Below are 24,952 nucleotides of genomic sequence, written 5' to 3'. Positions count from 1 at the left end.
ATCCGCACAGTAGCGAAATATCACTCTTTGTTGGAGAGCATCTATGACGACTTGCCGCTTATGCGGATCAACCGATCTGGCCAGCGTCGTGGACCTGGGCGCGACACCGCCGTGCGAGCGCATACTCACCGCGGCGGAGCTGGACGGGCCGGAGGCCACGTACCCGCTGCACCTGCGGGTGTGCACGGAGTGCTGGCTGGCGCAGATCCCGCCGCTGATCACGCCCGAGGAGACGTTCACCGACTACGCCTACTTCTCCTCCTACTCCACCTCCTGGGTCGAGCACGCCAGGACGTTCGTCGGCGGGCTGCGGCTGCGGCCGGACTCCTTCGTGGTGGAGGTGGCCAGCAACGACGGCTACCTGCTGCGCCACGTGGTGGAACGCGGGGCGCGCTGCCTGGGCATCGAGCCGTCGGTGAACGTCGGCGAGGCCGCCAGGCGGCAGGGCGTGCCCACGGTCACCGCCTTCCTCACCCCTGACAGCGCCCGCGAGGTGGTGCGCGAGCACGGCAAGGCCGACTACGTCGTGGCCAACAACGTCTACGCGCACATCCCGGACGTGATCGGCTTCACCGAGGGCCTACGCACCCTGGTCGCCGACGACGGCCAGGTCTCCATCGAGGTGCAGCACCTGCTCACGCTGATGGAGCTCAACCAGTACGACACGATCTACCACGAGCACTTCCAGTACTACACGGTGGCCTCGGCCCAGCGCGCCCTGGCCAGTGGCGGGCTGACCCTGGTCGACGTCGAGCTGCTGCCCACGCACGGCGGCTCGATCCGGCTGTGGGCGCGGCCGGACGGCACGCCGTCGCAGCGCGTCGCGGACGTGCTGGCCATGGAGAAGGCGGCCGGGCTGCACGAGATCTCCGGCTACATCGGCTTCGCGTCGAGGGTCGCCAAGGTCCGGCGCGACCTGCTGCGCTTCCTGGTGGACGCGGCCGAGGAAGGCAAGACCGTGGTCGGCTACGGCGCGCCGGGCAAGGGCAACACGCTGCTCAACCACTGCGGCGTGCGGCCGGACCTGCTGGCGTACACGGTGGATCGCAACCCGTACAAGCACGGCAAGTTCACCCCGGGGGCCCGCATCCCGATCTGCCCGCCCGAGCGCATCGCCGCCGACCGGCCCGACTACGTGCTGATCCTGCCCTGGAACCTGCGTGACGAGCTGGTGGACCAGCTCTCCTACGTCCGCGACTGGGGTGGCCGGCTGGTCTTCCCGATCCCGAGACTGGAGGTCGTCTCGTGAAGGTCGTGCTGTTCTGCGGTGGCCGCGGCACCAGGATGCGCAGCGATCTGCCCGGCGGCGAGCTGCCCAAGCCGATGCAGTTCGTCGGCCCGCGCCCGCTGGTCTGGCATGTGATGCGGTACTACGCGCACTTCGGTCACAAGGAGTTCATCCTGTGCCTGGGCTACGGGGCGCAGCACATCAAGGACTTCTTCCTGACCTACCAGGAGACGGCCTCGAACGACTTCGTGCTGCGCGGCGGCCAGGTCGAGCTGCTGTCCACCGACATCTCGGACTGGTCGGTGTCGCTGGTCGACACCGGGCTCGACTCCTCGATCGGCGAGCGGCTGCGCCGGGTCCGCGCGCACCTGGACGGCGCGGAGATGTTCCTGGCCAACTACGCCGACGTGCTCACCGACGCGCCGCTGCCCGACATCATCGACCGCTTCGCCGCCTCCGACGCGGGCGCCTCGATGATGGTCGTCCCGCCGACCAACACCTTCCACGTCATCGACGTCGGCGAAGCCGGCCTGGTCGGCGGCATCACGCCGGTCAGCGAGATGCCGCTGTGGGTCAACGGCGGCTTCTTCGTGCTGCGCCAGGAGGTCTTCGAGCACATCCCGGAGAACGGCGACCTGGTCGCCGACGGCTGCGCGGAGCTGGCCAAGCGCGGGCGGCTGATGGCGTACCCGCACCGGGGTTACTGGCGGCCCAGCGACACCGTCAACCAGCGGCTGGACCTGGACCGCTCGTGGGCGCGCGGCGAGCGCCCGTGGGCGCTGTGGGAAGCATGATCGGCCTGCGGCCGGCCCGGCTGAGCGGCGTCGTGGCGCTCGGCGCGCACTGCGACGACCTGGCGATCGGCGCCGGCGGGAGCCTGCTCACGCTCTGCGCGGCCCGGCCGGGGCTGCGCGTCGACGCGCTGGTGCTCTCCGGCGGCGGCAGCGCGCGCGAGCAGGAGGAACGCGCCGCGCTCGCGGCCTTCTGCCCCGGCGCCGACCTGCGGATCACCGTGCTCAAGCTGCCCGACGGCCGCCTGCCCGCGCACTGGGACGAGGCCAAGAACGCCCTGGAGGACCTGCGCGCCGCACAGCCCGACCCCGGCCTGATCCTCGCGCCCTGGCGCGGCGACGCCCACCAGGACCACCGCGGCCTGGCCGAGCTGGTGCCCACGGTCTACCGCGACCACCTCGCGCTCGGCTACGAGATCGTCAAGTGGGACGGCGATCTCGGCCGCCCCCCGGTCTACCAGCCGCTCTCCGACACGGCGGCCGAGACCAAGGTGCGGCTGCTGCAGGAGCACTACCCGTCCCAGCGCCACCGCCCCTGGTACGACAGGGAGGCCTTCCTCGGGCTCGCCCGCATCCGCGGCATCGAGTGCGGGCACCGCTACGCCGAGGCCTTCCATGCGACCAAGCTGACCATCGATCTTTCTGGAGAATGACGTGCGGATCCTACTGACCGGGCACCAGGGCTACCTGGGCAGCGTGATGGCACCCGTGCTGTCCGCCGCGGGGCACGAGGTGATCGGCCTCGACTCCGGTCTGTTCGCCGATTGCGTGCTCGGCCCGGCGCCAGGCGACCCGCCCGGGCACGCCGTCGACCTGCGGGACGTGACCCCGGACCTGCTGAGCGGCATCGACGCGGTGGCCCACCTGGCCGCGCTGTCGAACGACCCGCTCGGCTCGCTGGCGCCGGAGCTCACCTACGACATCAACCACCACGCCTCGGTCCGGCTGGCCCGCCTGGCCAGGGACGCTGGGGTGCGCAGGTTCGTCTACGCCTCCACCTGCTCGGTCTACGGCGCCTCCGGCGGCGACGACCTGGTCAACGAGGACGCGCCGCTCAAGCCCGTCACCCCGTACGCCGAGTCGAAGGTCCGCGTCGAGGACGACCTGGTGAACCTGGCCGACGACGACTTCACCCCGGTCTTCATGCGCAACGCCACCGCCTTCGGCTTCTCGCCCCGGCTGCGCGCCGACATCGTGCTGAACAACCTGGTCGGCCACGCCGTGCTGACCGGGCGGATCCTGGTGATGTCCGACGGCACGCCGTGGCGGCCGCTGGTGCACGCGCTCGACATCGCCGAGGCGTTCCTGCGCGTCCTGGAGGCCCCACGCGACGACGTGCACGCGCGCGCGTTCAACGTGGGCACCGAGCACAACAACGTGACCGTGGCCGAGATCGCCGCCGAGGTCGCCGAGGCGGTGCCCGGCGCCGAGCTGCTGATCACCGGCGAGGCCGGCAACGACCCCCGCTCCTACCGGGTGGACTTCGCCCGCCTGCGCCAGGCGGTGCCCGGCTACGAGGCCCGCTGGACGGTGAAGGCGGGCGCGGCCGAGCTGGCCGACGCCTACCGCGCGCACGGCCTGACCCAGCACGACTTCGAGCGCCGCTTCACCCGCCTGGCCCGCCTGTCCGACCGCAGGAGCGAGGGGACGATCAGCGAAGAACTGCGGCCGTGACCGGGCCGGAGCTGCACGCCCTCGTCGAACGCCTGTACCCGATCTGCAGGAGCATCACCGGCGACGGCGTGCGCGAGACCCTGCGCGTCATCGGCGAGCACCTGCCGCTGGAGATCACCGAGGTGCCCACCGGCACCCAGGTGCTCGACTGGACGGTGCCCAGGGAGTGGAACATCCGCGACGCCTACATCAAGGACGCCGCCGGGCGCCGGGTGGTCGACTTCCGCGAGTCGAACCTGCACGTGGTGGGTTACAGCGTGCCGGTGTCCGGGACGTACTCGCTGGCCGAGCTGCGCCCGCACCTGCACACGCTGCCCGAGCAGCCGGACCTGATCCCCTACCGGACCAGCTACTACGCCGAGACCTGGGGGTTCTGCCTGCGCCAGAGCACGCTCGACGCGCTGGACGAGGGCCCGTACGAGGTGCTGATCGACTCCACGATCGAGGACGGCTCGCTGACCATCGCCGAGCACGTCGTCCCTGGCCGGACCCAGGACGAGGTGGTCATCTCCTGCCACACCTGCCACCCGTCGCTGGCCAACGACAACCTGGCCGGCATCGCGGTGGCGGTGGGCCTGGCCGCCCGGCTCGAACGGCCCAGGCACACCTACCGGTTCCTGTTCATGCCGGGCACGATCGGCGCGATCACCTGGCTGGCGCTGAACCGGGAACGCGTGCACCACATCGCGCACGGTCTCACGCTGGCCTGCGCCGGTGATCCCGGGCGGCTGACGTACAAGCTGAGCCGGCGCGGCGACGCCGACATCGACAGGGCGGTCACGCACGTGCTGCGTGACCGGCCGCACGACCTGATGCCGTTCTCCCCGTACGGCTACGACGAGCGGCAGTTCTGCTCACCGGGCTTCAACCTGCCGTTCGGCTCCCTGACCAGGACGCCGTACGCCGGTTACCCGGAATATCACACCTCCGGGGACAACCCGGACTTCGTAACATCGGCCGCCCTGGCCGACACCCTGGAGACGCTCTGGCAGGTCACCCGGGTGCTGGAGGGCGATCGCACCTTGCTCAACCTCAGCCCCTACGGAGAACCGCAACTCGGCCGGCGCGGCCTGTACGGATCTCTCGGCGGGCGGAGTGACACGAAACAGGCGCAGATGGCGATGTTATGGGTGTTGAACCTGTCCGACGGAGAACACAGCCTGCTTGACATCGCCCAGCGCGCGGAACTCCCGTTCACGGCCGTGGAGGAGGCGGCCAAGGCACTGCAGGATGCCGGACTGGTGAAGGAGTTGGCGTGATGGACTTCAGGGTCGGAGACCTGGTGGAAGTACGTACGGAAGCTGAGATCCGCGCCACGCTCGACGAGCGCGGCGAGCTGGACGGGCTGCCGTTCATGCCGGAAATGCTGGCCTACTGCGGCCGGCGGCTCACGGTGCACAAAGTGGCGCACAAACTGTGCGACACCCAGACGCGCACCGGGCTGCGCAAGATGGAGCGCGCCGTGCACCTGACGGGCGTCCGCTGCGACGGTTCCGCGCACGGCGGTTGCCAGACCGCCTGCTCGCTGTACTGGAAGGAAGCCTGGATCAAGCGCGTCGCGCCCGGCGCCGAGCCGGTCGTCGCCGCGCCGGACACCGGGCTGCTGCCGCTGCTGCAGGTCAACACGCGCAAGCCGCCGGGAGACGGCGGCGAGACCCGCTACTCCTGCCAGGCCACCGAGCTGCTGCGGGCCGCGCCGACGTGCCTGACCTTCAAGAACATCAACCAGTACGTCGTGGACGTGCGCTCGGGCAACGCCGGGGTGAAACGCACCGCGCAGGGCATCGCGATCGGGCTGTTCAACCGGCTGCAGAACCTGACCAAGCGGGTGCTGCCCAGGCGGCTGTGGCTCAAGGGCGGGCGGCCGTGGGGCTTCCTGGTCGGCCGGGTCACCGGCCCGACCCCGGCGCAGACGCTCGACCTGCAGCCGGGCGAGCTCGTCCGGGTCAAGTCGAAAGAGGAGATCCTCGGCACGCTCAACGCCGACCTGCTCAACCGCGGCATGGGGTTCGAGGAGGAGATGGCGCGCTACTGCGGGAGCACCGCCCGCGTGCAGGCCCGGGTGGACAGGTGCATCGACGAGAAGACGGGCCGGATGCTGCACATGAAGAACCCCTGCATCGTGCTGGAGGAGGTCGTCTGCGCGGGGGTGCACAGCCTCAACTGTCCACGCGAGTTCGTCCCGTTCTGGAGAGAGATCTGGCTGGAGCGGACTGGATGAAAAGGCAGGAATGAACGACAAGGTCGAATCCATCGGCCGCAAGGCGGGCCGTGGGCTGCGATGGAGTCTGCTGGGCAACACGGTCACCAAGGCGGCCTCCTTCGTGATGAGCCTGGTGCTCGCGCGCCTGCTCGGGGCCGAGGACTTCGGCGTGTACGCGGTCGCCCTGGCGGCCACGCAGTTCGTCATGGTGGTCAAGGACGCGGGCGTCATGGCCGCCGTCATCCAGTGGCGCGGCAGGCTGGAGGAGATCTCGGCGACGGCGACCGTGCTCGCCTTCGGCTTCGCCACCGGCCTGTACGCGATCTTCTGGGTGGGCGCGCCGTACTTCTGCGCGCTGGCCGGCAGCGTGCACGCGACGGGCGTCGTCCGGCTGCTCACCGCGGTCATCCTGGTCGAGGCCGTGACCGCGGTGCGCAGCGCGGCGCTGATGCGCAGGTTTGAGCACGACAAGCTGGCCATCGCCAACCTGGCGGGCTTCGCCGTCAACGCGACCCTGGCCATCTCGCTGGCGGCGGCCGGCGCGGGCGCCTACAGCTTCGCCGGCGGGCAGGTCGCGGCGGCCGTCGTCACCGGGGTGATCGTGCTGGCGCTGGCCAAGGTGCCCTTCAGGATCGGCTGGGACCGGGGCGTCGCGGGCCGGCTGCTGCGGTTCGGGCTGCCGTCGGCTGCCGGGTTCGGTCTTGAGGCCGTGCTGATGAACTCCAGCTTCATCGTGGTCGGCGCGGTGCTCGGCGAGGTGCAGCTCGGGTACTACCTGCTCGCCTTCAACGTGTCGAGCTGGGTGCCCGGGCTGATCGGCACCGCTCTGCGTTACGTGTCCCTGCCCAGCTTCTCGCGGCTGGCCGAGGACGCCGCGTCGCTGACCGAGGGGGTGCGGCGCTCGGTCCCGCTGCTGGTGTCCGTGGTCATGCCGGTGGCGCTGGTCATGGCCACGCTGGCGCACCCGCTCGTCGCGTTCCTGTACGAGCCCCGGTGGGACCCGGCGGCCGGCGTGCTGCGGTTCCTGGCCGTGCTGATGGTGGTCCGCATGATCATCTCGTTCCTGGCGGTGGACATCCTCATCTCGGTGGGCGCGACCAAGGCCACGATCTGGCTCAACCTCGGCTGGGCCGCCGCGCTGCTGCCCGCGCTGCTGGTCGGGGCACACCTGGACGGCATCAGGGGCGCGGCCATCGGCAATGCCGCCGCGGCCGCGTTCGTCGCGCTCCCGCTGGGCGTGCAGCTGCTGCGCAGGCAGGGCGTACGGCTGAGGCCGGTGCTGCCCGGGCTGGTACGGCCCGCGGTGGCCACGGCGGCGGCGGGGGTGACCATGGTGCTGTTCACCGGGGTGTTCGAGGGCGACGCGCTGCTCGAACTCGTCGTCGTGGGCGGCACGGGCCTGCTCGTCTTCACGCTGCTCGCGGTGCCCGGCGCGGTGCTCAAGCAGCTCACCAGAAGGAAGGTCTCGACATGACGCTGGTGTCCTTCGGGCTGCCGGTCTACAACGGCGCGGCGCGGCTGGAGCCGACCGTGCGCTCGGTGCTCGCCCAGGACCACGCCGAGCTGGAGCTGCTGATCTGCGACAACGCCTCGACGGACGGCACCGAGGAGCTGGTGCGCTCGCTGGCCGCCGCCGACGGCCGGATCCGCTACCACCGTCACGAGGTGAACATCGGCCTGGTGGACAACTTCACCTTCGCGCTCAGGCACGCCAAGGGCACGTATTTCCGCTGGGTCGGCGACGACAACTGGCTGGTGCCCTCCTACACCTCGCGCTGCCTGGAGGCGTTCGCGAAGGACGAGCGGCTGGTGCTGGTCACCAGCCAGATGGAGTACACCGGACCGGACGGCGGCAGGCAGAGCGGCGGCTACGACGGCGACGCGCTGCGCTCCGACGACCCGGTCGTGCGCTTCACGGAGCTGCTGCGCCTGCTGAACGAGAGTCACCTGGTCATCGACCCGCTCTACGGGCTGCTGCGGCGCGCTCCGGCCGCGGCGATGGACCGGCGGGTGGTGCTGCACGAGGACCAGATTCTCGCCGCCAAGCTGGCCCTGGCCGGCCCGTGGGGCCACATCGGCGAGGTGCTGGGCGGCAGGGGATGGGAGAGCCAGTCGCTGTCCGCCGTCGCCAGAAAGATTGGGATAGGGCCATGGGGCGCGAGGTTCGCCACGCTGGTGGAGTGCAGGGAGATCCTGCGCGGGCTGTCCGATTTCCCGCTGACTCCGGAGCAGCGCAGGCGGGCGCGTCGCGCGGTGCTCGGCCTGTACGTCACCAGGCACCGCAGGACCGTACGGCACCGCAGCCGCAAGCTGTTACGGATGGCCCTGAATAGGTGACCTTGCGGTGATGGTCGTTTCCGATGCGTAAGCGTATGTAACGACATGTAGGACTTTTCCGATTATCAGAGGCTGGTTGGCAGCCCTGACGAAAATGCGCCGCGCGGTCGAGGGGGACGGAAGACGTGGATTTTTGGAGGTCTATTCTCGACCTTGCCCGGCGCAAACTGATCGGACCACCGGTGATCGTGCTCGCGCTGGCCGTCGCCACGGCCGGCTTCCTGATCACACCCACCCGCTACGTGATCACCTCGTCGATGTTGCTCACCACGCCCGCAGCGGGCGGCACGCTGAACGCCGACCCCGACATCCCGGTGGGCCTGACCAACCCGCTGCTGCAGTTCAGCGACGGCCTGCGCACCACGGCCGGCATGCTCATCCTGGCCGTGAACGGGCCGCAGGCGCAGCGTGACATCGGCGTGGTCGAGGGCGGGTCGACCGAGGTCACCATCGACGACGGCCGCTCCAACCCGGACCTGCTCGGCATCAGCGGCAACGGCCCGTACATCTACGTGAAGGTCGACAGCGACTCCGCGGCCACCGCCCGATCGATTATGGAACGTGCCCGGCAGCGCATCAGCGCCGAGCTCGTGGAGCGGCAGCGGCAGTTGCGCGCGCCCACGTCCACCCACATCTCGATCCTGGACGTGGTGCCGCCGCTCACGCCCAAGGCCGAGATCGAGGGCAAGGTGCAGGCGGCCGGGGTCGGGCTCGTCCTGACGATCGTGCTCGGGTTCGGCATCGCCTACCTGGCCAGGCGGCGCGGTCTGTTCGAGCGGTTCGAGCGGTTCGGGAGCGGCGGTGACGAGGCCGAGGCGGAGGCCGACGCGGACGCCTCCGTGGTCACCGTGACCAGCGCCGACCCCGAGGACGACCCCGAAGAGTCCGAAGAGTCGGAGGAGTCCGAGGAGGAGGACTCCGAGGAAGGGGACTCCGAGCAGGAGGAGGACCCCGAGCCCGAGAAGGCGGACGTGAGCGAGAACGGCGCCGTGGAGTCCGAGGACCACCGGGCCCTGCTGGTCTCCGACGACGGCATCGCGACCGGGCCCATCGACGTCATCCGCGTCGGCTCGCCGAGCTCCGACAACTAGCCCGCGTCCTGCCGTTGAACGATCTGGGAGCAGCGGTCCAGCGCCGCCCGGCGCACGTCGGGCGGCGTCTTCGACTTGGCCGAGATCATCATGCCGACGGCCTCGGGCTTGAGCCCGTCGGCGAAGGCCAGCGCGCTCTCGAGATCCATCGGGACGTCTTCCCAGCTGTTGTGGCAGATCGTGGTGTCGGACGGCGGCCGGGTGCCGAGCACCTCGTCGACGAAGACGCCGTACAGGATGAACTCCGAGACGTGCAGGTGCGCGGTGAAGGCGTCGAACCAGGGCCGGCCGGTGCTGTCGGCGATGCGTCGCTGCAGGTCGCGCACGATCGCCGGGTCCCAGAAGTTCAGCGAGGTCACGTAGTCGTGCAGCGGCGGCGCCGGTGCGGGCGGCAGGCCGAGCAGGTCGCGGGCCACCTGGTGCCAGCGCACGTGCCTGGGCATGCCGGGGTGCACCGCGTCGTCGACCCGGTGCAGGCGCAGCCGTCCGTCGGTGGTGAAGCGGGCGGCGGTGGTGGGCCGGATCAGCACGATGTCGGAGTCGGCGATCAGCACCACGTCCGCCTCGACGGCGCCGGCCACCGCGAGCTTGATGGCCTGCTGGATCACCCAGCCGCGTACCGGCGGCCACGGCCGGCGCAGGTTGGCCCACAGGCCGCCCCACGGCCCGCGCGGCAGCCGCAGGTAATGCCGGGGCACCACCTCGGGCTCGGTCACCACCCGGCAGCGCGGGCCCGCGTAGCGGGCGAAGACGTCCCGGTCGGCGCGCGGCACGATCACGTGGTGCACGGTGTCGTCCGGCGTGAACTCCAGCACCGAGCGATGCAGTTCGGCGAACAGACCGGCATCGGGCGCGTAGCTGGGTGTGATGACCGCCAAGGTGCTCACGAAGATCTATCGCGGGATCGGTCCAGGCGTTACCCCGTCAGGTGCGGTAACGCGGCACACGCCGCCACACGATTGCCAATGGAGTGCGAGGGAGGAAGGTCGTGGATTTCTGGGGGGCTGTCCTCGTACTGTTCCGGCGCTGGTATGTCACGTTCCCGATGTTCCTGCTCACGCTGGGTGGCACGTACGCGGTGTACACGTCGGTGCCGACCCTGTACGTCTCGAACGCGGTCCTGGTGCTGACCATGCCGACCACGGGCGGCACCCAGCCGGCCGAGCCGGGCAAGCGGCTGCCGCACACCAACCCCCTGCTCAACTTCGACTGGGGGCTGAACATGACGGCCACCATCCTCATCCAGGCGCTGAACACGCCCGACACCACGGCCAGGCTCGGCGTGGTGCCCGGCGGTGACGTCTCGTACGTGGTCAGCAACGGCAACACCAACCCCGAGACGCTGGCCACCGGCCCGTTCGTGTTCATCGAGGGCAAGGGGCCCACGCCGCAGGCCGCCGAGTCGGTGGTGCGCCGGGTCATCGGGCGGGCGGACGTGGAGCTGGCCGAGCGGCAGCGCTGGCTGAACGCGCCCGTCCCCACCTACATCAGCGCGCACGAGATGGTCCGGCCGACGATCGCGCAGGCGCAGCGCACCAGCAAGCTGCGGGCCGCGGCGGCGGCCGGGCTGCTGGGCGGGATGGGCAGCCTGGGCGCGGCGTTCGCGACGGAGAGCGTCATCCAGGCGCTGCGCAGACGCAGGCGGCGGCGCGAGCAGGCGGCCGAGGCCGAGCAGGCGGCTGCGGCCGCGACGCGGGAGAGCGCGGAGCAGCCGGAGCAGCCCGGCGACGAGCAGGCCGGCCAGCGGGATGCGGACGCCACGCCCGACGAGCGGCTGGCGTCGCCGGCATGACCGGACTCACGCTCCGGCCGGTCGGTCCCGCCGCCGCGCGCAGGGGGCCGCACCCGGCGGACGGCGCGACGATCGCGGTCATCTTCACCGCGATCCTGATGATGATCCCGGCCCGGCTGGTCTTCCGCGGCCTGCCGTTCTCGCTCACGCCCGCCGACGCGATCGGGCTGCTCGGCGCGCTGGTCTGGCTCTGCACCCACTTCACGACCACGCTGGGCGCGGCCAAGGGCCCGAGCCCGGTGCGCACCTCGCTGTTCGTCTACTCGATCGCGCTGGTCGCCACCTACTTCTACGCCGCCGCCAGCTACCTGCCAGGCGACGAGATGAACCTGGCCGACCGGAGCATGGTGCTGGTCGTCGCGTCGGTCGGCATCGCGCTGGTGGTGTGCGACGGCGTGCGGTCCTACGAGCGGCTGGACCTGGTGCTGAAGGCCGTCGTGGTCACCGGCGCGCTGATCGGGATCGTCGGCGGGCTCCAGTTCGCGCTGAACCTCGACCTGACCAGCTACCTGAAGCTGCCCGGGCTGCGTTTCACCCAGGAGGCCCCGGCCATCCTGGAGCGCGGCGGGCTGAACCGGGTCTCGGCCACCACCGGCCACCCCATCGAGTACGGCGTCGTCTGCTCGATGGTGTTGCCGCTGGCGCTGCACTACGCCTTCCGCGAGCGGCTGCTGCGCTGGTGGGCGTGTTGTGCCCTGATCGCGGCCGGGCTGCTGTTCTCAGTCTCGCGCTCGGCGGTGCTCAGCCTGGTGGCGGTGGGCGTGGTGCTGTTCATCGGGTGGCCGCGCGAGCGACGGCTCATCGGCGCGGCGGTGGTGGCCGGGTTCCTGGTCGTGGTGAAGATCGTGATGCCCGGCGTGCTGGGGACGATCTTCGACCTGTTCGCCAACCTCAACACCGACTCCAGCATCAGCTACCGCACCCACGACTACACGGTGGCCGGACGGGAGATCGCCAAGAGCCCGTGGCTCGGCCGCGGCCTGGGCACCTGGTACGCGCCCAAGCACCTGATCTTCGACAACCAGTACATCTCCTCGCTGGTCGAGACCGGCGTGATCGGCCTGCTGGTCTTCCTCGGGCTGTTCGGCGCCGCGCTGTGGTCGGTGTTGCGTTCCAGGTACCTGTCCGCCGACCCGGTGGTGCGTGATCTGTGCCTGGCGCTGGTCGCCTGCCTGGTCGTCCCGCTGCTCGGCTCGGCCACGTTCGACCTGCGCTCGTTCGCCACCGTGACCGGGTTGTCGTTCCTGCTGATGGGCGTGTCGGGGGCGATGCTCAGGGCGACCCGAGCAGCCGTCGCCGCACCTGGGCCCACGGCTGAGCCGACAGGTCGCGCTCGCTGATCGCGCTCACCGGCAGCGGCCAGGCGATGGCCAGGTCCGGGTCGTCGTAGCGGACCGCGATGTCCTCGGCGGGGTCGTGCTCCCTGTCGATGCGGTAGCAGACGTCAGCCTGGTCGCTCAGCGCCTGGTAGCCGTGCAGCAGGCCGGGCGGGACGTACAGGTGGGCGAAGTGCTCGTCGTCGAGCACGGTGGTCATCTGCTCGCCGAACGTGGGTGACGACGGGCGGGCGTCCACCAGCACGTCGTGCACGGCGCCGCGGGCGCAGCGCACCAGCTTGGCCTCGCCCCGGCCGCCGCGGCCGTGCAGCGCCCTGATCGTGCCCAGGCGCGAGCGCGACTGGCTGTCCTGGATGAAGGCGGCCGGGTCGAGCCCGTGTTCCCTGGCGATCGCGGCGTCGAAGGTGCGGGTGAACAAGCCCCGGTCGTCGTGGTGCTGGGTGGGGATGAACAGCAGCACTCCGTCGAGTGCGCCGCGCTCTACTCTCATACGCCACAAATATCAGCAAAAAAGGTGCTTATCCGGCCTTTCTCAAGGCTGATCGACTTGCGTAACAAGCTCACCATTTCTCCCGATTACCCGATGGAACGCGGTATCCGGATCGGCGAGCGCGCGTGGGGGGCGGTCATATTTCCGCAGATCACTCCATGACCGCGGCGTTCACGCGAGTGCGCGTCGGCGCGATAGACGTCTCCACGATCACCGAGTCCGAGCTGGCCGGCCTGATGGCGAACGGCTGGCGGGACGGGCTCGGCGGCTGGATCGTCACCGCCAACGTGGACATCGTCAGAGCCGCGTCACGCGACCCCGAGCTGGCCGCCCTGGTGGCCAGGGCCGAGGTGGTCGTGGCCGACGGCATGCCCGTGGTGTGGGCGGGCCGGCTGGCGGGCGCCGCCATCGGCGAACGCGTGACCGGCGCCTCCCTCGTCTTCACGCTCTCCGCGCGCGCCGCCGCGGAAGGCCGCTCGATCTACCTGCTCGGCGGCGACGAAGGCGTGCCGGAAGCCGCCGGACGCGCGCTCACGGAGCGTTTCGACGGCCTGCGCGTGGCCGGCGCGCACTCACCGCCCTACGGGTTCGACACCGATCGGGAACGGCTGGGCGACGTCGTGGAACGTGTCATCGCCGCCCGGCCCGACCTCGTGCTCGTCGGGCTCGGCTTCCCCAAGCAGGAACGTGTCATCGTCAACCTCCGCCCGCGCCTGCCGCACGCCTGGTACCTGGGCTGCGGGGCCGGCATCCCGATGGCGGCCGGGCAGTTCAGCCGGGCACCCACCGTCCTGCAGCGCAGCGGCGGCGAGTGGCTGCACCGGCTGGCGCTGGAACCGCGCCGCCTGGCCCGCCGCTACCTGCTCCACGACGCGCCCTTCGCGCTGCGCCTGCTGGCGCAGGCGGCGCGTACCCGCCTGCGGGAAAGGTGAACGATGCTCGCCGTAGTGATCGTCACGTATCACAGCAGCGCTGTGATCGTGGACTGCCTGAAATCGGTGCGGGTGGCCCTGCAGGACCAGGGGCCCGCGCGGGTCGTCGTGGCCGACAACGCCTCCGGCGACGACACGGTCGACCTGGTACGCCGCACCGACCCGGACGTCGAGATCGTCCGGATCGGCCGCAACGCCGGATTCGCGGCCGGGGTGAACGCCGGCATCGCCGCCGCCCCCGGCTGCGACATCCTGGTGCTCAACCCGGATATCCGGCTCGAACCCGATGCCGTGGCCAGGCTCCGCGAGACGCTGGCCGTGCCCGGGACCGGCATCGCCGTGCCCGAGCTGACCGGCGACGACGGGCGTCTGCACCTGTCGCTGCGGCGGCGTCCCACCGTGCTGAGAGCGCTCGGCGAGGCCCTGTTCGGCGGTAACCAGGCCGGCCGCGTCCCGGCGCTCGGCGAGCTGGTCGTGAACCACGCGCACTACGCCACCGAGCGCACCGTCGACTGGGCCACCGGCGCCGCCTGGCTCGTCTCACGCGCCTGCCTGGACGCGCTCGGCCCGCTCGACGAGCGCTACTTCCTGTATTCCGAGGAGACCGAGTACATGCTGCGGGCAGGAGAGCACGGTTTCGCCGTCCGCTACCAGCCGCGGGCCCGGGCCGTGCACCTCGGCGGCGAACAGTCGACCTCCAGCGCGCTCTGGGCGCTGTCGGCGGCCAACCGGGTGCGCCTGCACCGCGAACGCCACGGCGCGGCGGCCGGGCTGGCGATGCGCGCCGCGGTCACGCTCAACGAGGGCATCCGCGCGCTGGCCAAGGGCCGCGCGTCCGGTCAGCGGCACCGGGCGGCGCTGTCCGCGCTGCGCGATCTGCCGGCCTGGCCGGGACAGGCCGCGGCCCCGCCCGGCTACGTCTGCTTCTCCGCCCAGGACTGGTGGTACCACAACCGGGCGCACTCCGACTTCCAGCTCATGCGCTCGGTGGCCGAGCACCGGAAGGTGCTGGTGGTCAACAGCATCGGCATGCGCATGCCGATGCCGGGCCGCTCGACCCAGGTGCTGCGCCGGATCACCCGCAAGCTGCGCAGCGTGGCCAAGTTCGTGCGCCGGCCGATGCCCGGCTTCTACGTCATGTCGCCGCTGCCGCTGCCCTTCTACGGCTCACCGCTGCTGCGCAGGCTGAACGCGGTGCTCGTGCGCACCCAGGTGCGACTCGTGTGCCGCCTCATCGGACTGACCGAACCGGTGATCATGACCACCATCCCCACCGCCTGGGACGTGGTCAGGCCGATGCGCCGCCGCTCGCTGGTGTTCAACCGCTCCGACCGGCACTCCGCGTTCCCCGAGTCCGACCGGGCCACGATCGAGGAACTGGAACAGGCGCTGCTGCGCCGGGCCGACCACGTGCTCTACGTCAGCAGGGCCCTCATGGACGAGGAACGCGAGCTCACCGGCGACCGCGCGTACTACCTCGACCACGGCGTGGACCTGGCCCACTTCACCAGGACCGAACGCCTGCCCGCCGACCTGGCCGCGATCCCCGGACCCCGGGTGGGCTTCTTCGGCGCGCTCGACGACTACCTGGTGGACTTCGACCTGCTGGAACGGCTGGCGAAAGACCTCCCAGACGTCTCGCTCGTGCTCATCGGCGACGCCGACGTGCCGATGGACCGGCTCACGAGGCACCCGAACGTGCACTGGCTCGGCTTCCGCCCCTACGACGTCATCCCCGCCTACGGCTCGGGCTTCGACGTGGCCATCATGCCGTGGCTGGACAACCCGTGGATCAGGCACGCGAATCCGATCAAGCTCAAGGAATACCTGGCGCTCGGGCTGCCGGTGGTGAGCACGGACTTCGCCGAACTCGCGGCCTACGGTGACCGGGTGCGCGTCGCCACCGGCCCCGCCGAGTTCGCCGCGGCCGTCCGCGCGACGCTGGACGACGGCGGGCCGCGGACCCCCGAGGCGCTGCGTGAATCCGTGCTCGGCGCGTCGTGGGACTCGCGCGCCGCCACGCTCATGGCCATGGCGGAAGCGCCGCCAGGCACGGGTTGAGGAGAGACGATGGGGAGAAAGCGTCCCCCGGCGGTCGTGTTCGGCATCGGATTCCTCGCCATGTCGCTGACCCTGGTGTGCTGCTATCCAGGTGACACGTGGCGGGACAGGCGGCCGGGGAGCGGCACGTCCGGGCCGAGCCCGACGGGCGCGGGGCAGGGGCCGAAGCTGCCGCTGGTGCCGTGGGAGGGCGGGCCCGCCTACTACGGCGGCTTCGGCGCGACGGCCGCCGCCGGCTGGGCCGATCCTTCGTTCTTCCCGATCGGCGTCTGGCTGGAGTCGGTCGTCGAACCGCAGGACGCCCCCGACGACAAGGCCCTGGGCATCACCACGTACGTGGGCCTGACCAGCACCAGCAACGCCCAGTTCGTCCGCGACAACGGCATGGCGGCGCTGACCAACAAGCCGCTGGCCGGGCACGGCAAGGAGACGGTCGGCTGGGTGATCGACGACGAGCCGGACATGTGGGCGGGTGCCGGCGACGCCGAGTGGACCGGCAACCACCCGGGCGAGGGCCCGCTGTGCGTGCCCGAGGACCAGGGCTGCGGCTACACGGTGATGAAGAAGCAGAAGGGCAGGCTGCCCAAGGACGACCGCCCGCACTACGCCAACTACGGCAAGGGCGTGATGATCTGGCAGACCGAGCCGGAGGCGGGCAAGTTCGTCAACGACTACACCGACATCATCTCGGCCGACGTCTACTGGTACACCTCCAACGGCATCTGCGAGGAGGCCAAGACCTACCTCAACCTGCCGCTCGACCAGTGCCGGCTGTCGGCGAACTACGGTGCGCTCATCGACAAGCTGCGCCGGCTGGACGCCCAGGACGGCCGCCTGCAGCCGATCTTCGCGGTGATCGAGGTGGGCTGGCCGGGCGCCGACGACCGGCGCGAGATCGAGCCGCAGGAGCTGGCCGGCGCGGTCATGAACTCGCTCATCCACGAGGCGCGCGGCATCGTCTACTTCAACCACAACTTCGGCGGCCCCTGCCAGTCGCAGCACGTGCTCAGGGATACCTGCGGCGACCGGATCAGGCCCACGGTGGTCGAGCTGAACAAGCGCGTCAAGCAGCTCGCGCCGGTGCTCAACAGCCAGTCGTACAAGCACAGGTTCAGCGACAGGCTCGACACCATGCTCAAGTACCACCAGGGCGCCTACTACGTCTTCTCCATGCTGGGCCGGGGCGAGAAGCCGGGCGCGCACGCGCTGACGCTGCCCGCGGGCATGCGGGCGAGCCAGGCGGAGGTGCTGTTCGAGGGACGCACGGTGCCGATCGACGGCACGGGCAAGTTCGTCGACACCTTCGAGGCCGAGTACTCCTACCACATCTACAAGATCACGCCCGGCTGACCCGGCTCGGGCGCAGCAGGGCGGCGAAGCAGGCCCGGGCCACCGGGCGGCCGGCCAGCGCCCGCACGCCCTGGCCGAACAGCAGCACCGCGTGGTAGACGGCGCCGGGCAGCCGGCCGCGCCGCCGTCTGAACAGTCTGGCCCGGTTGACCGCGAGCAGCGCGGCCAGCGCGGGGTCGGTGCCCGACTCGCCGCCGATGTGCTCGATCACCGAGCTGGGCTCGTACCAGGTCGTCCAGCCCAGGTCGCGGGCGCGCAGGCAGAACTCGGTCTCCTCGCTGTAGAGGAAGAACGACTCGTCCCACCGGCCCACCTGCCGCCAGGCGGGCACGGAGATCAGCATCGCCGCGCCCGTGGCCCAGGCGAACGCGCCCGCCCGCAGGTACACCCGCGGGTCGGTGACCAGCTCGCCCAGCCGCCACAGCCGGCCCGCCAGCGTGCCGCCGAGCACCGCCTCGGCCACCGCCCTGCCGATCGTCGGCATCCTGCGCAGCGACGGCTGCAGCGAGCCGTCCGGGTTGACCAGGTGCGGCACCGCGATGCCCCGGCCGGGCGCGGCCAGCGCCTCGGCCAGCGGGGCGATCGAGCCAGGACGCAGCCGGCAGTCCGGGTTGAGCACGTAGACCGCGTCGAGCCGGTCGAGGTCGAGCGCGGCCACGCCGGCGTTGACGGCCGCCGCGTACCCGGCGTTCCGCCCCAGCCCGACCGTGATCACCGGCAGGCCGGTGACGCTCTCGGCGACGGCCGTGCTGTCGTCGGCCGAGTCGTTGTCGGCGACCACGACCGCGGCCAGCTCCACGCCGCGCGCGGCGGCGGCCAGCGAGTCCAGGCACTCACGCAGGACCTTCGCGCTGTTGTAGGTGACGATCACCAGGGCGACGCGCGTCGGCATGTTAGATCGCCCGCTGGGCGTACCAGGCGACCGTGCGCCGCAGGCCGTCGCTCAGCACGACCTCGGGACGCCAGCCGAGCAGGTCCAGCGCCGGTCCTGGATCGGCGAGCTGGGTGATGTCCAGCGGCCGGTCGGCGACCGCGCCGAAGCCGGGCTTGGCCGTGCTGCCGACGATGTCGAACAACATCTCGACCAGCTCGCGCACCGAGGTCGCCACCCCGGTGCCGACGTCGACCGCCTGGCACACGGCCCGCTCACTCAGCGCCGCGGCCGCGAACGCCGACACCACGTCGTCCACGTACACCCAGTCGGCCACCTTGGCGCCGCTGGTCAGGTGCGGGTCGTCGCCGCGCAGCAGGGCCATCGTCACGTACGGCACCAGCTTGGTCAGGTCGCGTTGGGCCGGCCCGTACACCATGGAAGGACGCACGATCGTGTACGGCACGTCCCACAACCGGTGGAACAAGTCGGCGTAGCCGGAGGCGGCGCTCTTGGCCATCGCGTACGGCGACGGCGCGGCGGCCTGCCCGTTGCCCGGCCTGGGCTCCTCGATCGAGCCGGCCAGCACCACGCGGCACTCCAGACCGGCGACGGCGGTCAGCACGTTGACCGTGGTCACCAGGTTGCCGGTGAGCGTGGGCAGCACCACGCCGGTGTCCCTGGCCCCGTTGACCTCGCTGGCCAGGTGGAAGACGACGTGCGGCGACACCTCGGCGAACAGCCGCGCGGTGGCCTGCGCGTCACGCAGGTCGGCCCGATGCCAGTGAGCCGGGTATCCGGACTCCCGCCCGGGCTCGCGGCTCACCGCGTGGACCTCGGCGCCCAGTTCGGCCAGCCGCCGGGCCAGATGCCCGCCGATGAAGCCAGCGGCCCCGGTGACCAGGGCCCGCCTGCCAGTCCACGCCACGAGCGCCCCTCTCCGATGTCCTCGGTAAGGCCCGACCGTCCGGACGGACCCCAGCAAATCGCGAAATCATTCGTCACGCCGGCCGCCGTTGCGCCACGTCCGGACCCGGCGGGCCAGGCCGCGTACGGCCGCGCTCCTGCGCAGCAGGTCCCTGGCCCGCCCGCCGGGCACGGTCACCGCCCAGTGCGCCGCCGCGGCGGGCCCCGGCCTGGCGATCCTGCCCTCAGCCACGGCGAGCTGCTCGGTGGCCAGGAAGTCCTTGTAGGCCGCCTGCCCCTTGCCCAGGTGGATGTGCCGGACGCCGCGTTCGGCCGCGTCCGCAGCCAGGCCCAGGTGCTGCACCAGCCCGGGGGAGTACCAGGCGAACTTGCGGTCGTAGGCGGGGAACCAGCCGGCGAACACCCGGCCGGACACCAGCCCGAAATGCCCGGCGATCGGCCGGTCACCTGCGTAGAGCATGCTCAGCACCCCTCGCACGCACTCGCCCGGCTCCTGGTGCAGCCGTTCGATCAGCTCGGTGAACGCGGGCTCGGCGAACAGGTCGCGCTGCCCGGTCGCCCGGTACTGGGCCGACTTCCAGGCCAGCAGGGCCCGCAGGTCGGCAGGGTCGCGCGAGTCGAAGACGTGCCGGGTCTCGCCCACGTCGCGCCCGAGCCGGCGCTCCCGGTAGGCGGCCGACTTGTACGTCTTGGTGGAACGCGCCGTGATCCGCTCGCGGTACGCCTCGAAGCCGCCGGTCAGATCCATCACGGGCGACGGGCTGACGCTGCGGTGGAACTCCGCGAACTGCCCGCCGAGCAGGTGGTCGAAGCTCCAGACCGACAGCCCGCAGTCCCGCAGCAGCCGGCGCGGCTCCAGGCGCACCCCCGGCGCGGTCACGATGCCCTGCACGTCGGTGAACCCGGCGCCGACCGGCCTGCCAAGACCGCCGCGGCCGCGCTCGAAGGGGAAGAAGCCGGCCGGCTCGCCGTCGCGGGTCAGCACGGCCACGTGCACGTCGCCGCGGTAGCCCGCCACCGCCTGGACGAAGTCCGGCGACAGGTACGGGTTCTCCAGCAGCAGGTCCAGGCGCTGGAAGGAGCGCCAGGCGGCCAGCTCCGCCGCGCCGAGCTCGTGCGCGCGGACCACGCGCACCCTCATCCCGCCGCCTCCGCCGGCGACAGCGGGGACCCACGCCAGCGCTTGTACAGCCGTCCCGCCGTCTTCCTGGCCCGCACGGCGAGCGAGGCGCTCCGGTCGAGCACCCGGCACGTCCAGTGCTCGTCGAGACCGTGGAAGAGGGTGTAGCGGTCCTGCAGCCATTGGCTCGGCCACGCCCAGGACCCGTTGCTGGTGTACGCGCACGTCACCCCGGCCCCTCTGAGCCTGCGTAGCACGTTCCTGTCGTAGGAGCCGAACGGGATCGCCACTCGCGTGACCGGGTGCCCGCACAGGCGGGAGATGACCCGGTGCGCGGCGTCGAACTCCTCGACCGCCTGATGGTGGTCGATGTGCCGCCAGTCGCGGTGCGCCCAGCCGTGCGAGCCCACGCGCATGCCGGCCCGCGCCAGCTCGCGCACGTCCGCCTCGTCGAGCCTGCCGGGCTCGCCGAGCAGCCCGGCCAGGACGAAGAACTCGGCGCGCAGTCCGCGCTCCAGCAGCCTGGGCAGCGCGATCCGCACGTCGGAGGCGTTGCCGTCGTCGAAAGTGATGCGCACGTCGCGCCGGCCGACCACGGCATCGAGGACCTGCTCGAACTGCTCGACGCTTACCCACCAGTGGTCTTCACCTGGATCGAGTGGCCGCTCGGCCGGTCCGATGCCGTGAACTGTCAGGTTGATGATCGAGCCGTTGGTCCTCATCACCGTCCCTGGGACGAAGGTGTGTGGATCAGCCCTTCAGTGAATCCCGTCCGGGAGCCCGGTCGTTACACACGACGGCGCCGCCGCCCCCGCGAAGGGGACGGCGGCGCCGTGGAAACGCGTGCCCGCCTGGTCAGCCGATGCGCCAGGTGTCTCCACCGAGCAGCAGGTCGCTCAGGTCACCGGGGCCCTTGCCGGCCACGGCCTCCTCCAACTGCTCGGCCATGAGCACGTCGTAGGCCGGGCGGTCGACCTGGCGGAAGATGCCGATCGGCACGTGCTCGAAGGCCGGCTCGTCGAGCCTGGACAGCGCGAAGGCCACCGACGGGTCGGGGTTGTGCGCGTCGTGCACGAGGATGTCGGCCTCGCTGACGCCCGCGCGCGCCACGACCTCGATGCCGCCGTTCGCGGCCCGCACGACGGCCTTGGAGCTGCTCACGATCGGCTGCCCGTGCTCCAGGCGCAGCGTGATGTCGTCGCGGACCTCGGGGTCCTTGAGCTGCTCGAAGGCGTTGTCGTTGAAGATGTTGCAGTTCTGGTAGATCTCCACCAGCGAGGTGCCGCGGTGCGCGGTGGCCTCGCGCAGCACCGACTGCAGGTGCTTGCGGTCGGAGTCGATCGTGCGGGCCACGAACGACGCCTCGGCGCCGATGGCCAGCGAGATCGGGTTGAACGGCTTGTCGAGCGAGCCCATCGGCGTCGACTTGGTGATCTTGCCGACTTCCGAGGTGGGCGAGTACTGGCCCTTGGTCAGACCGTAGATCCTGTTGTTGAACAGCAGGATGTTCAGGTTGACGTTGCGGCGCAGCGCGTGGATCAGGTGGTTGCCGCCGATCGACAGCGCGTCGCCGTCACCCGTGATCACCCACACGCTCAGGTCGGGACGGCTGGCCGCCAGACCCGTCGCGATCGCCGGCGCCCGCCCGTGGATGGAGTGGAAGCCGTAGGTGTTGAGGTAGTACGGGAACCGCGACGAGCAGCCGATGCCGGAGACGAACACGATGTTCTCGCGCTTGAGCCCCAGCTCGGGCAGGAAGCTCTGCACCGCGGCCAGGATGGCGTAGTCACCGCAACCGGGGCACCAGCGCACCTCCTGGTCGGACTTGAAGTCCTTCAGGCTCTGCTTGGCGTCGGTCTTGGGGATGAGGCTCAGGCCCTTGCCGTTGATGAGCCCGTTGCCGTTGGTCGGCTCAGTCACTGTCGATCACGTCCTGGATGACTCCGGCCAGCTCCTCGGCCTTGAACGGGAGCCCGCGCACGCGGTTGTAGCTGATCACGTCGACGAGGTAGCGGGCGCGCAGCAGCAGCGCCAGCTGACCGAGGTTGATCTCGGGCAGCAGCACCTTGTCGTAGGCCTTGAGCACCTCGCCGGTGTTGGCCGGCAGCGGGTTGAGGTGACGCAGGTGGGCCTGGGCGACCTTGCCGCCGCTCTTCCTGATGCGCCGCGCCGCAGCCGCGATCGGGCCGTAGGTCGAGCCCCAGCCGAGCACCAGGACCCTGGCGTCGCCGTCGGGGTCGTCGACCTCCAGGTCGGGCACGTCGACCCCGGCGATCTTCGCCGCGCGCAGCCTGACCATCAGGTCGTGGTTGTTCGGGTCGTAGGAGATGTTGCCGGTGCCGTCGGCCTTCTCGATGCCGCCGATGCGGTGTTCGAGTCCGGCGGTGCCGGGGATCGCCCACGGGCGGGCCAGCGTCTCCGTGTCGCGCTTGAACGGCAGGAACTCGCCGTTCTCGCCGTTCGGCGCGGTGGTGAACTCCTGCGAGATGTCGGGCAGGTCGGCGATCTCCGGCAGCCGCCACGGCTCGGAGCCGTTGGCCAGGTAGCCGTCCGACAGCAGCATGACCGGGGTGCGGTACTTGACCGCGATCCTGGCCGCCTCGATGGCCGCGTCGAAGCAGTCGCTCGGCGACATCGGCGCCACGATCGGCAGCGGCGACTCGCCGTTGCGGCCGAACATGGCCATCAGCAGGTCGGTCTGCTCGGTCTTGGTCGGCATGCCGGTGCTCGGCCCGGCACGCTGCACGTCCACGATGATCAACGGCAGCTCGGTGGTCACCGCCAGGCCGACCGTCTCGGCCTTCAGCGCCACGCCGGGGCCCGAGGTGGTGGTCACGCCCAGCGCGCCGCCGAACGCCGCGCCCAGCGCCGCGCCGACGCCGGCGATCTCGTCCTCGGCCTGGAAGGTGCGGATGCCGAACCGCTTGTGCTTCGACAGCTCGTGCAGGATGTCGCTGGCCGGGGTGATCGGGTACGAGCCCAGGAACAGCGGCAGCTTCGACTGCACGCTCGCCGCGATCAGGCCGTAGGCCAGCGCCTGGTTGCCCGAGATGTTGCGATAGACGCCGGGAGCCAGACGGGCGGGCTTGACCTCGTACGACACCGAGAACGACTCGGTGGTCTCGCCGTAGTTCCAGCCTGCCTGGAAGGCCGCGATGTTGGCCTTGGCCAGGTCGGGCTTCTTGGCGAACTTCTGCTCGAGGAACTTGACGGTCTGCTCGGTCGGCCGGTGGTACAGCCACGACAGCAGGCCGAGCGCGAACATGTTCTTCGAGCGCTCGGCGTCCTTCTTGGACAGCTCGAAGCCTTCCAGCGCCTTGACCGTCAGCGAGGTCAGCGGCACCGCGTGCACCCGCCACTCGGCGAGGGAGTCGTCTTCGAGCGGGTTGGCGTCGTAGCCGACCTTCTGCAGGTTGCGCTTGGTGAACTCGTCGGTGTTGGCGATGATGTCGGCGCCGCGGGGCAGGTCGCCGAGGTTGGCCTTGAGCGCGGCCGGGTTCATCGCCACGAGCACGTTGGGCGCGTCGCCTGGCGTGAGAATGTCGTGGTCGGCGAAGTGCAACTGGAAGCTCGACACGCCCGGCAGGGTTCCTGCGGGGGCGCGAATCTCGGCCGGGAAGTTGGGCAGCGTCGACAGGTCGTTGCCGAATTCGGCGGTGCCCGCGGTGAAGCGGTCGCCGGTGAGCTGCATGCCGTCGCCGGAGTCGCCGGCGAATCTGATGATCACGCGGTCGAGTTGCTGAACCTGCTTTGCCACAGCTCAGTCCTCCTCGACGCGCCAAGGCGCGGTCGCTTCTGGCGCGTTCTCTGTTTCCATGCTAGATCCTCGAGAGGTCACGCGTTTCCAACCCAGACAAAGTGGGTAACGCGGGGGGAAATTCAGGGTGAGGTTGGAGAACGACGACACAGCCCTGATGCGAGCCTGCAGAGGTCTACATGCAGGCGTTCGAAGAGGACGGTTCGGGTCACGAGCGCCAACTATACGTCCCCCCAAGGCGTGGGCTATGTCAGGGGCTGCTTGCGCGGCAGGTCGCTCCCTGACCTGTAAAGGCGTCCGGCCTGCATGCCTGCTGAGCCGTACAACTCTGGAACGGTGACGAACGTGTAACCCTTCCCGCGGAGTCGTTTGAGGATGTCCGGAACGGCGTCAACGGTCGTGCGCCTGGTGTCGTGCATGAGGATGACCGCTCCGGGGTGCGCGCCCGCGACCGCTCTGTCGGCCACCGTCCGGGGGTCGCGCGCGTTCGCGTCCTGGGTGTCGACGTCCCAGTTGACCAGGGCCAGGCCGAGGGCACGTGCGACGTTGCGCACGTCCTTGTCGACCGAGCCGTACGGCGCGCGGGCCAGTTTGGGCGTCTGGCCGATGATCGCGTTGACCGTGTCCGCGGTGCGGTCGAAGGCGTCGGTGATCTTGCTTGTCGACTCCTTGGCCAGGTCTCGGTGCGCCCAGGTGTGGTTGCCGATCAGGTGACCCTCCGCGCTCATCCGGCGCAGGAGCTCGGGCTGGGCGGCGGCGCTGGTGCCGACCGTGAAGAAGGTGGCCCTGGCGCCGGCGGCGTTCAGGACGTCGAGCAGCTTGCCGGTGTCGGGCCCCGGGCCGTCGTCGAAGGTCAGGGCGACGCACTTGGTCGCCGCGCAGTCCACCGAGCCGGGGCGGTCCGCCGAGCCTGGGCGGTCCGGCGCGCTCGCGCGGGCGCCGCCCGGGTCCTCGGCCGCCACCGGCGGGGGCGGGGGCGCGGCCGGGGCCG

General features: G+C 70.9%; 24 protein-coding genes. 14 read left to right on the top strand and 10 right to left on the bottom strand.

The window, feature by feature from the left end; all coding sequences use genetic code 11:
• Positions 1 to 43: 43 nt before the first annotated feature.
• The 9 genes from HII36_RS11850 (at position 44) to HII36_RS11810 (ending at position 9,324) form a co-directional block, all read left to right on the top strand.
• Positions 44 to 1,249 carry a class I SAM-dependent methyltransferase gene (locus tag HII36_RS11850; protein ID WP_173523175.1) on the top strand — a complete coding sequence of 402 codons (1,206 nt, stop codon included), beginning with the start codon at positions 44 to 46 and terminating at the stop codon, positions 1,247 to 1,249.
• Positions 1,246 to 2,022 carry a glycosyltransferase family protein gene (locus HII36_RS11845; protein ID WP_173523174.1) on the top strand — a complete coding sequence of 259 codons (777 nt, stop codon included), beginning with the start codon at positions 1,246 to 1,248 and terminating at the stop codon, positions 2,020 to 2,022. Before HII36_RS11850 ends, HII36_RS11845 begins: the two co-directional genes overlap by 4 nt.
• On the top strand, positions 2,019 to 2,672 hold the full coding sequence (locus HII36_RS11840) for a PIG-L deacetylase family protein (RefSeq protein ID WP_173523173.1): 654 nt from the start codon (positions 2,019 to 2,021) through the stop codon (positions 2,670 to 2,672). Before HII36_RS11845 ends, HII36_RS11840 begins: the two co-directional genes overlap by 4 nt.
• 1 nt (position 2,673) lies before the next feature.
• Complete coding sequence (locus HII36_RS11835; protein ID WP_173523172.1) at positions 2,674 to 3,693, top strand: NAD-dependent epimerase/dehydratase family protein; 1,020 nt, start codon at positions 2,674 to 2,676, stop codon at positions 3,691 to 3,693.
• Positions 3,690 to 4,952: a DUF4910 domain-containing protein gene (locus HII36_RS11830; RefSeq protein ID WP_173523171.1), complete on the top strand. Its 1,263-nt coding sequence runs from the start codon at positions 3,690 to 3,692 to the stop codon at positions 4,950 to 4,952. The genes HII36_RS11835 and HII36_RS11830 overlap by 4 nt, the downstream gene beginning before the upstream one ends.
• A complete protein-coding gene (locus tag HII36_RS11825; protein ID WP_173523170.1) occupies positions 4,952 to 5,914 on the top strand; it encodes a hypothetical protein in 963 nt (320 codons plus the stop codon). The genes HII36_RS11830 and HII36_RS11825 overlap by 1 nt, the downstream gene beginning before the upstream one ends.
• Positions 5,915 to 5,924: 10 nt before the next feature.
• Entirely contained in the window at positions 5,925 to 7,370 is a 1,446-nt protein-coding gene (locus tag HII36_RS11820) for an oligosaccharide flippase family protein (RefSeq protein WP_173523169.1), read from the top strand.
• Complete coding sequence (locus HII36_RS11815; RefSeq protein ID WP_173523168.1) at positions 7,367 to 8,233, top strand: glycosyltransferase family 2 protein; 867 nt, start codon at positions 7,367 to 7,369, stop codon at positions 8,231 to 8,233. The genes HII36_RS11820 and HII36_RS11815 overlap by 4 nt, the downstream gene beginning before the upstream one ends.
• A 182-nt stretch (positions 8,234 to 8,415) precedes the next feature.
• The gene (locus HII36_RS11810) at positions 8,416 to 9,324 is read left to right on the top strand and encodes a hypothetical protein (protein WP_173523167.1); all 909 of its coding nucleotides are present in this window, start codon (positions 8,416 to 8,418) and stop codon (positions 9,322 to 9,324) included.
• Here the strand turns inward: HII36_RS11810 and HII36_RS11805 are convergent.
• Positions 9,321 to 10,211 carry a DUF6492 family protein gene (locus HII36_RS11805; protein ID WP_173523166.1) on the bottom strand — a complete coding sequence of 297 codons (891 nt, stop codon included), beginning with the start codon at positions 10,209 to 10,211 and terminating at the stop codon, positions 9,321 to 9,323. The genes HII36_RS11810 and HII36_RS11805 overlap by 4 nt on opposite strands.
• A gap of 101 nt (positions 10,212 to 10,312) precedes the next feature.
• Here HII36_RS11805 and HII36_RS11800 point away from each other — a divergent pair, with 101 nt between their 5' ends.
• Together HII36_RS11800 and HII36_RS11795 are read left to right on the top strand one after the other, a co-directional pair.
• Positions 10,313 to 11,116, top strand: coding sequence for a hypothetical protein (locus HII36_RS11800; protein WP_173523165.1), 804 nt, complete (start codon positions 10,313 to 10,315; stop codon positions 11,114 to 11,116).
• Entirely contained in the window at positions 11,113 to 12,456 is a 1,344-nt protein-coding gene (locus HII36_RS11795) for an O-antigen ligase family protein (RefSeq protein ID WP_173523164.1), read from the top strand. The genes HII36_RS11800 and HII36_RS11795 overlap by 4 nt, the downstream gene beginning before the upstream one ends.
• On the opposite strand, the gene HII36_RS11790 is transcribed toward HII36_RS11795, so the two are convergent.
• On the bottom strand, positions 12,389 to 12,943 hold the full coding sequence (locus HII36_RS11790; protein ID WP_173523163.1) for a dTDP-4-dehydrorhamnose 3,5-epimerase family protein: 555 nt from the start codon (positions 12,941 to 12,943) through the stop codon (positions 12,389 to 12,391). The two genes, HII36_RS11795 and HII36_RS11790, sit on opposite strands and share 68 nt — an antisense overlap.
• A 158-nt stretch (positions 12,944 to 13,101) precedes the next feature.
• Here HII36_RS11790 and HII36_RS11785 point away from each other — a divergent pair, with 158 nt between their 5' ends.
• The 3 genes from HII36_RS11785 to HII36_RS11775 are packed head-to-tail and all read left to right on the top strand — an operon-like array spanning position 13,102 to position 17,286.
• On the top strand, positions 13,102 to 13,875 hold the full coding sequence (locus HII36_RS11785; protein ID WP_173523162.1) for a WecB/TagA/CpsF family glycosyltransferase: 774 nt from the start codon (positions 13,102 to 13,104) through the stop codon (positions 13,873 to 13,875).
• A gap of 3 nt (positions 13,876 to 13,878) precedes the next feature.
• Complete coding sequence (locus HII36_RS11780; RefSeq protein WP_173523161.1) at positions 13,879 to 15,936, top strand: glycosyltransferase; 2,058 nt, start codon at positions 13,879 to 13,881, stop codon at positions 15,934 to 15,936.
• 9 nt (positions 15,937 to 15,945) lie between these two features.
• A complete protein-coding gene (locus HII36_RS11775; RefSeq protein ID WP_173523160.1) occupies positions 15,946 to 17,286 on the top strand; it encodes a hypothetical protein in 1,341 nt (446 codons plus the stop codon).
• Here HII36_RS11775 and HII36_RS11770 read toward each other — a convergent pair.
• The 8 genes from HII36_RS11770 to HII36_RS11740 form a co-directional block, all read right to left on the bottom strand.
• Positions 17,273 to 18,178 carry a glycosyltransferase family 2 protein gene (locus HII36_RS11770; protein ID WP_173523159.1) on the bottom strand — a complete coding sequence of 302 codons (906 nt, stop codon included), beginning with the start codon at positions 18,176 to 18,178 and terminating at the stop codon, positions 17,273 to 17,275. The genes HII36_RS11775 and HII36_RS11770 overlap by 14 nt on opposite strands.
• Before the next feature lies 1 nt (position 18,179).
• Entirely contained in the window at positions 18,180 to 19,085 is a 906-nt protein-coding gene (locus tag HII36_RS11765; RefSeq protein WP_173523158.1) for an NAD-dependent epimerase/dehydratase family protein, read from the bottom strand.
• Between the two features lie 66 nt (positions 19,086 to 19,151).
• Positions 19,152 to 20,225, bottom strand: a complete 1,074-nt coding sequence (locus tag HII36_RS11760; RefSeq protein ID WP_173523157.1) for a GNAT family N-acetyltransferase — start codon at positions 20,223 to 20,225, stop codon at positions 19,152 to 19,154.
• A complete protein-coding gene (locus HII36_RS11755) occupies positions 20,222 to 20,926 on the bottom strand; it encodes a polysaccharide deacetylase family protein (protein WP_173523156.1) in 705 nt (234 codons plus the stop codon). Before HII36_RS11755 ends, HII36_RS11760 begins: the two co-directional genes overlap by 4 nt.
• 133 nt (positions 20,927 to 21,059) lie before the next feature.
• Positions 21,060 to 22,124, bottom strand: a complete 1,065-nt coding sequence (locus tag HII36_RS11750; RefSeq protein ID WP_173523155.1) for a 2-oxoacid:ferredoxin oxidoreductase subunit beta — start codon at positions 22,122 to 22,124, stop codon at positions 21,060 to 21,062.
• Positions 22,117 to 23,961: a 2-oxoacid:acceptor oxidoreductase subunit alpha gene (locus HII36_RS11745; RefSeq protein WP_173523154.1), complete on the bottom strand. Its 1,845-nt coding sequence runs from the start codon at positions 23,959 to 23,961 to the stop codon at positions 22,117 to 22,119. Before HII36_RS11745 ends, HII36_RS11750 begins: the two co-directional genes overlap by 8 nt.
• A 122-nt stretch (positions 23,962 to 24,083) precedes the next feature.
• Positions 24,084 to 24,173: a putative leader peptide gene (locus tag HII36_RS59185; protein ID WP_357584620.1), complete on the bottom strand. Its 90-nt coding sequence runs from the start codon at positions 24,171 to 24,173 to the stop codon at positions 24,084 to 24,086.
• A gap of 33 nt (positions 24,174 to 24,206) precedes the next feature.
• Positions 24,207 to 24,952 (bottom strand): polysaccharide deacetylase family protein (locus HII36_RS11740; RefSeq protein ID WP_236003408.1); only part of this gene is annotated, 746 nt, incomplete at its 5' end.

Source organism: Nonomuraea antri (genome assembly GCF_013283785.1).
GTDB lineage: Bacteria > Actinomycetota > Actinomycetes > Streptosporangiales > Streptosporangiaceae > Nonomuraea > Nonomuraea antri.
Note: the sequence above shows the minus strand (reverse complement) of the source record. Positions and strands in the feature narration are given on the sequence as shown.

What these genes read in the sequence shown, in the direction of transcription:
- HII36_RS11850 (WP_173523175.1), top strand. Translation starts at nt 44, where the DNA reads ATGACGACTTGCCGCTTATGCGGATCAACCGATCTGGCCAGCGTCGTG.
- HII36_RS11840 (WP_173523173.1), top strand. Translation starts at nt 2,019, where the DNA reads ATGATCGGCCTGCGGCCGGCCCGGCTGAGCGGCGTCGTGGCGCTCGGC.
- HII36_RS11825 (WP_173523170.1), top strand. Translation starts at nt 4,952, where the DNA reads ATGGACTTCAGGGTCGGAGACCTGGTGGAAGTACGTACGGAAGCTGAG.
- HII36_RS11820 (WP_173523169.1), top strand. Translation starts at nt 5,925, where the DNA reads ATGAACGACAAGGTCGAATCCATCGGCCGCAAGGCGGGCCGTGGGCTG.
- HII36_RS11815 (WP_173523168.1), top strand. Translation starts at nt 7,367, where the DNA reads ATGACGCTGGTGTCCTTCGGGCTGCCGGTCTACAACGGCGCGGCGCGG.
- HII36_RS11795 (WP_173523164.1), top strand. Translation starts at nt 11,113, where the DNA reads ATGACCGGACTCACGCTCCGGCCGGTCGGTCCCGCCGCCGCGCGCAGG.
- HII36_RS11790 (WP_173523163.1), bottom strand. Translation starts at nt 12,943, where the DNA reads ATGAGAGTAGAGCGCGGCGCACTCGACGGAGTGCTGCTGTTCATCCCC.
- HII36_RS11785 (WP_173523162.1), top strand. Translation starts at nt 13,102, where the DNA reads ATGACCGCGGCGTTCACGCGAGTGCGCGTCGGCGCGATAGACGTCTCC.
- HII36_RS11780 (WP_173523161.1), top strand. Translation starts at nt 13,879, where the DNA reads ATGCTCGCCGTAGTGATCGTCACGTATCACAGCAGCGCTGTGATCGTG.
- HII36_RS11775 (WP_173523160.1), top strand. Translation starts at nt 15,946, where the DNA reads ATGGGGAGAAAGCGTCCCCCGGCGGTCGTGTTCGGCATCGGATTCCTC.
- HII36_RS11770 (WP_173523159.1), bottom strand. Translation starts at nt 18,178, where the DNA reads ATGCCGACGCGCGTCGCCCTGGTGATCGTCACCTACAACAGCGCGAAG.
- HII36_RS11760 (WP_173523157.1), bottom strand. Translation starts at nt 20,225, where the DNA reads ATGAGGGTGCGCGTGGTCCGCGCGCACGAGCTCGGCGCGGCGGAGCTG.
- HII36_RS11755 (WP_173523156.1), bottom strand. Translation starts at nt 20,926, where the DNA reads ATGAGGACCAACGGCTCGATCATCAACCTGACAGTTCACGGCATCGGA.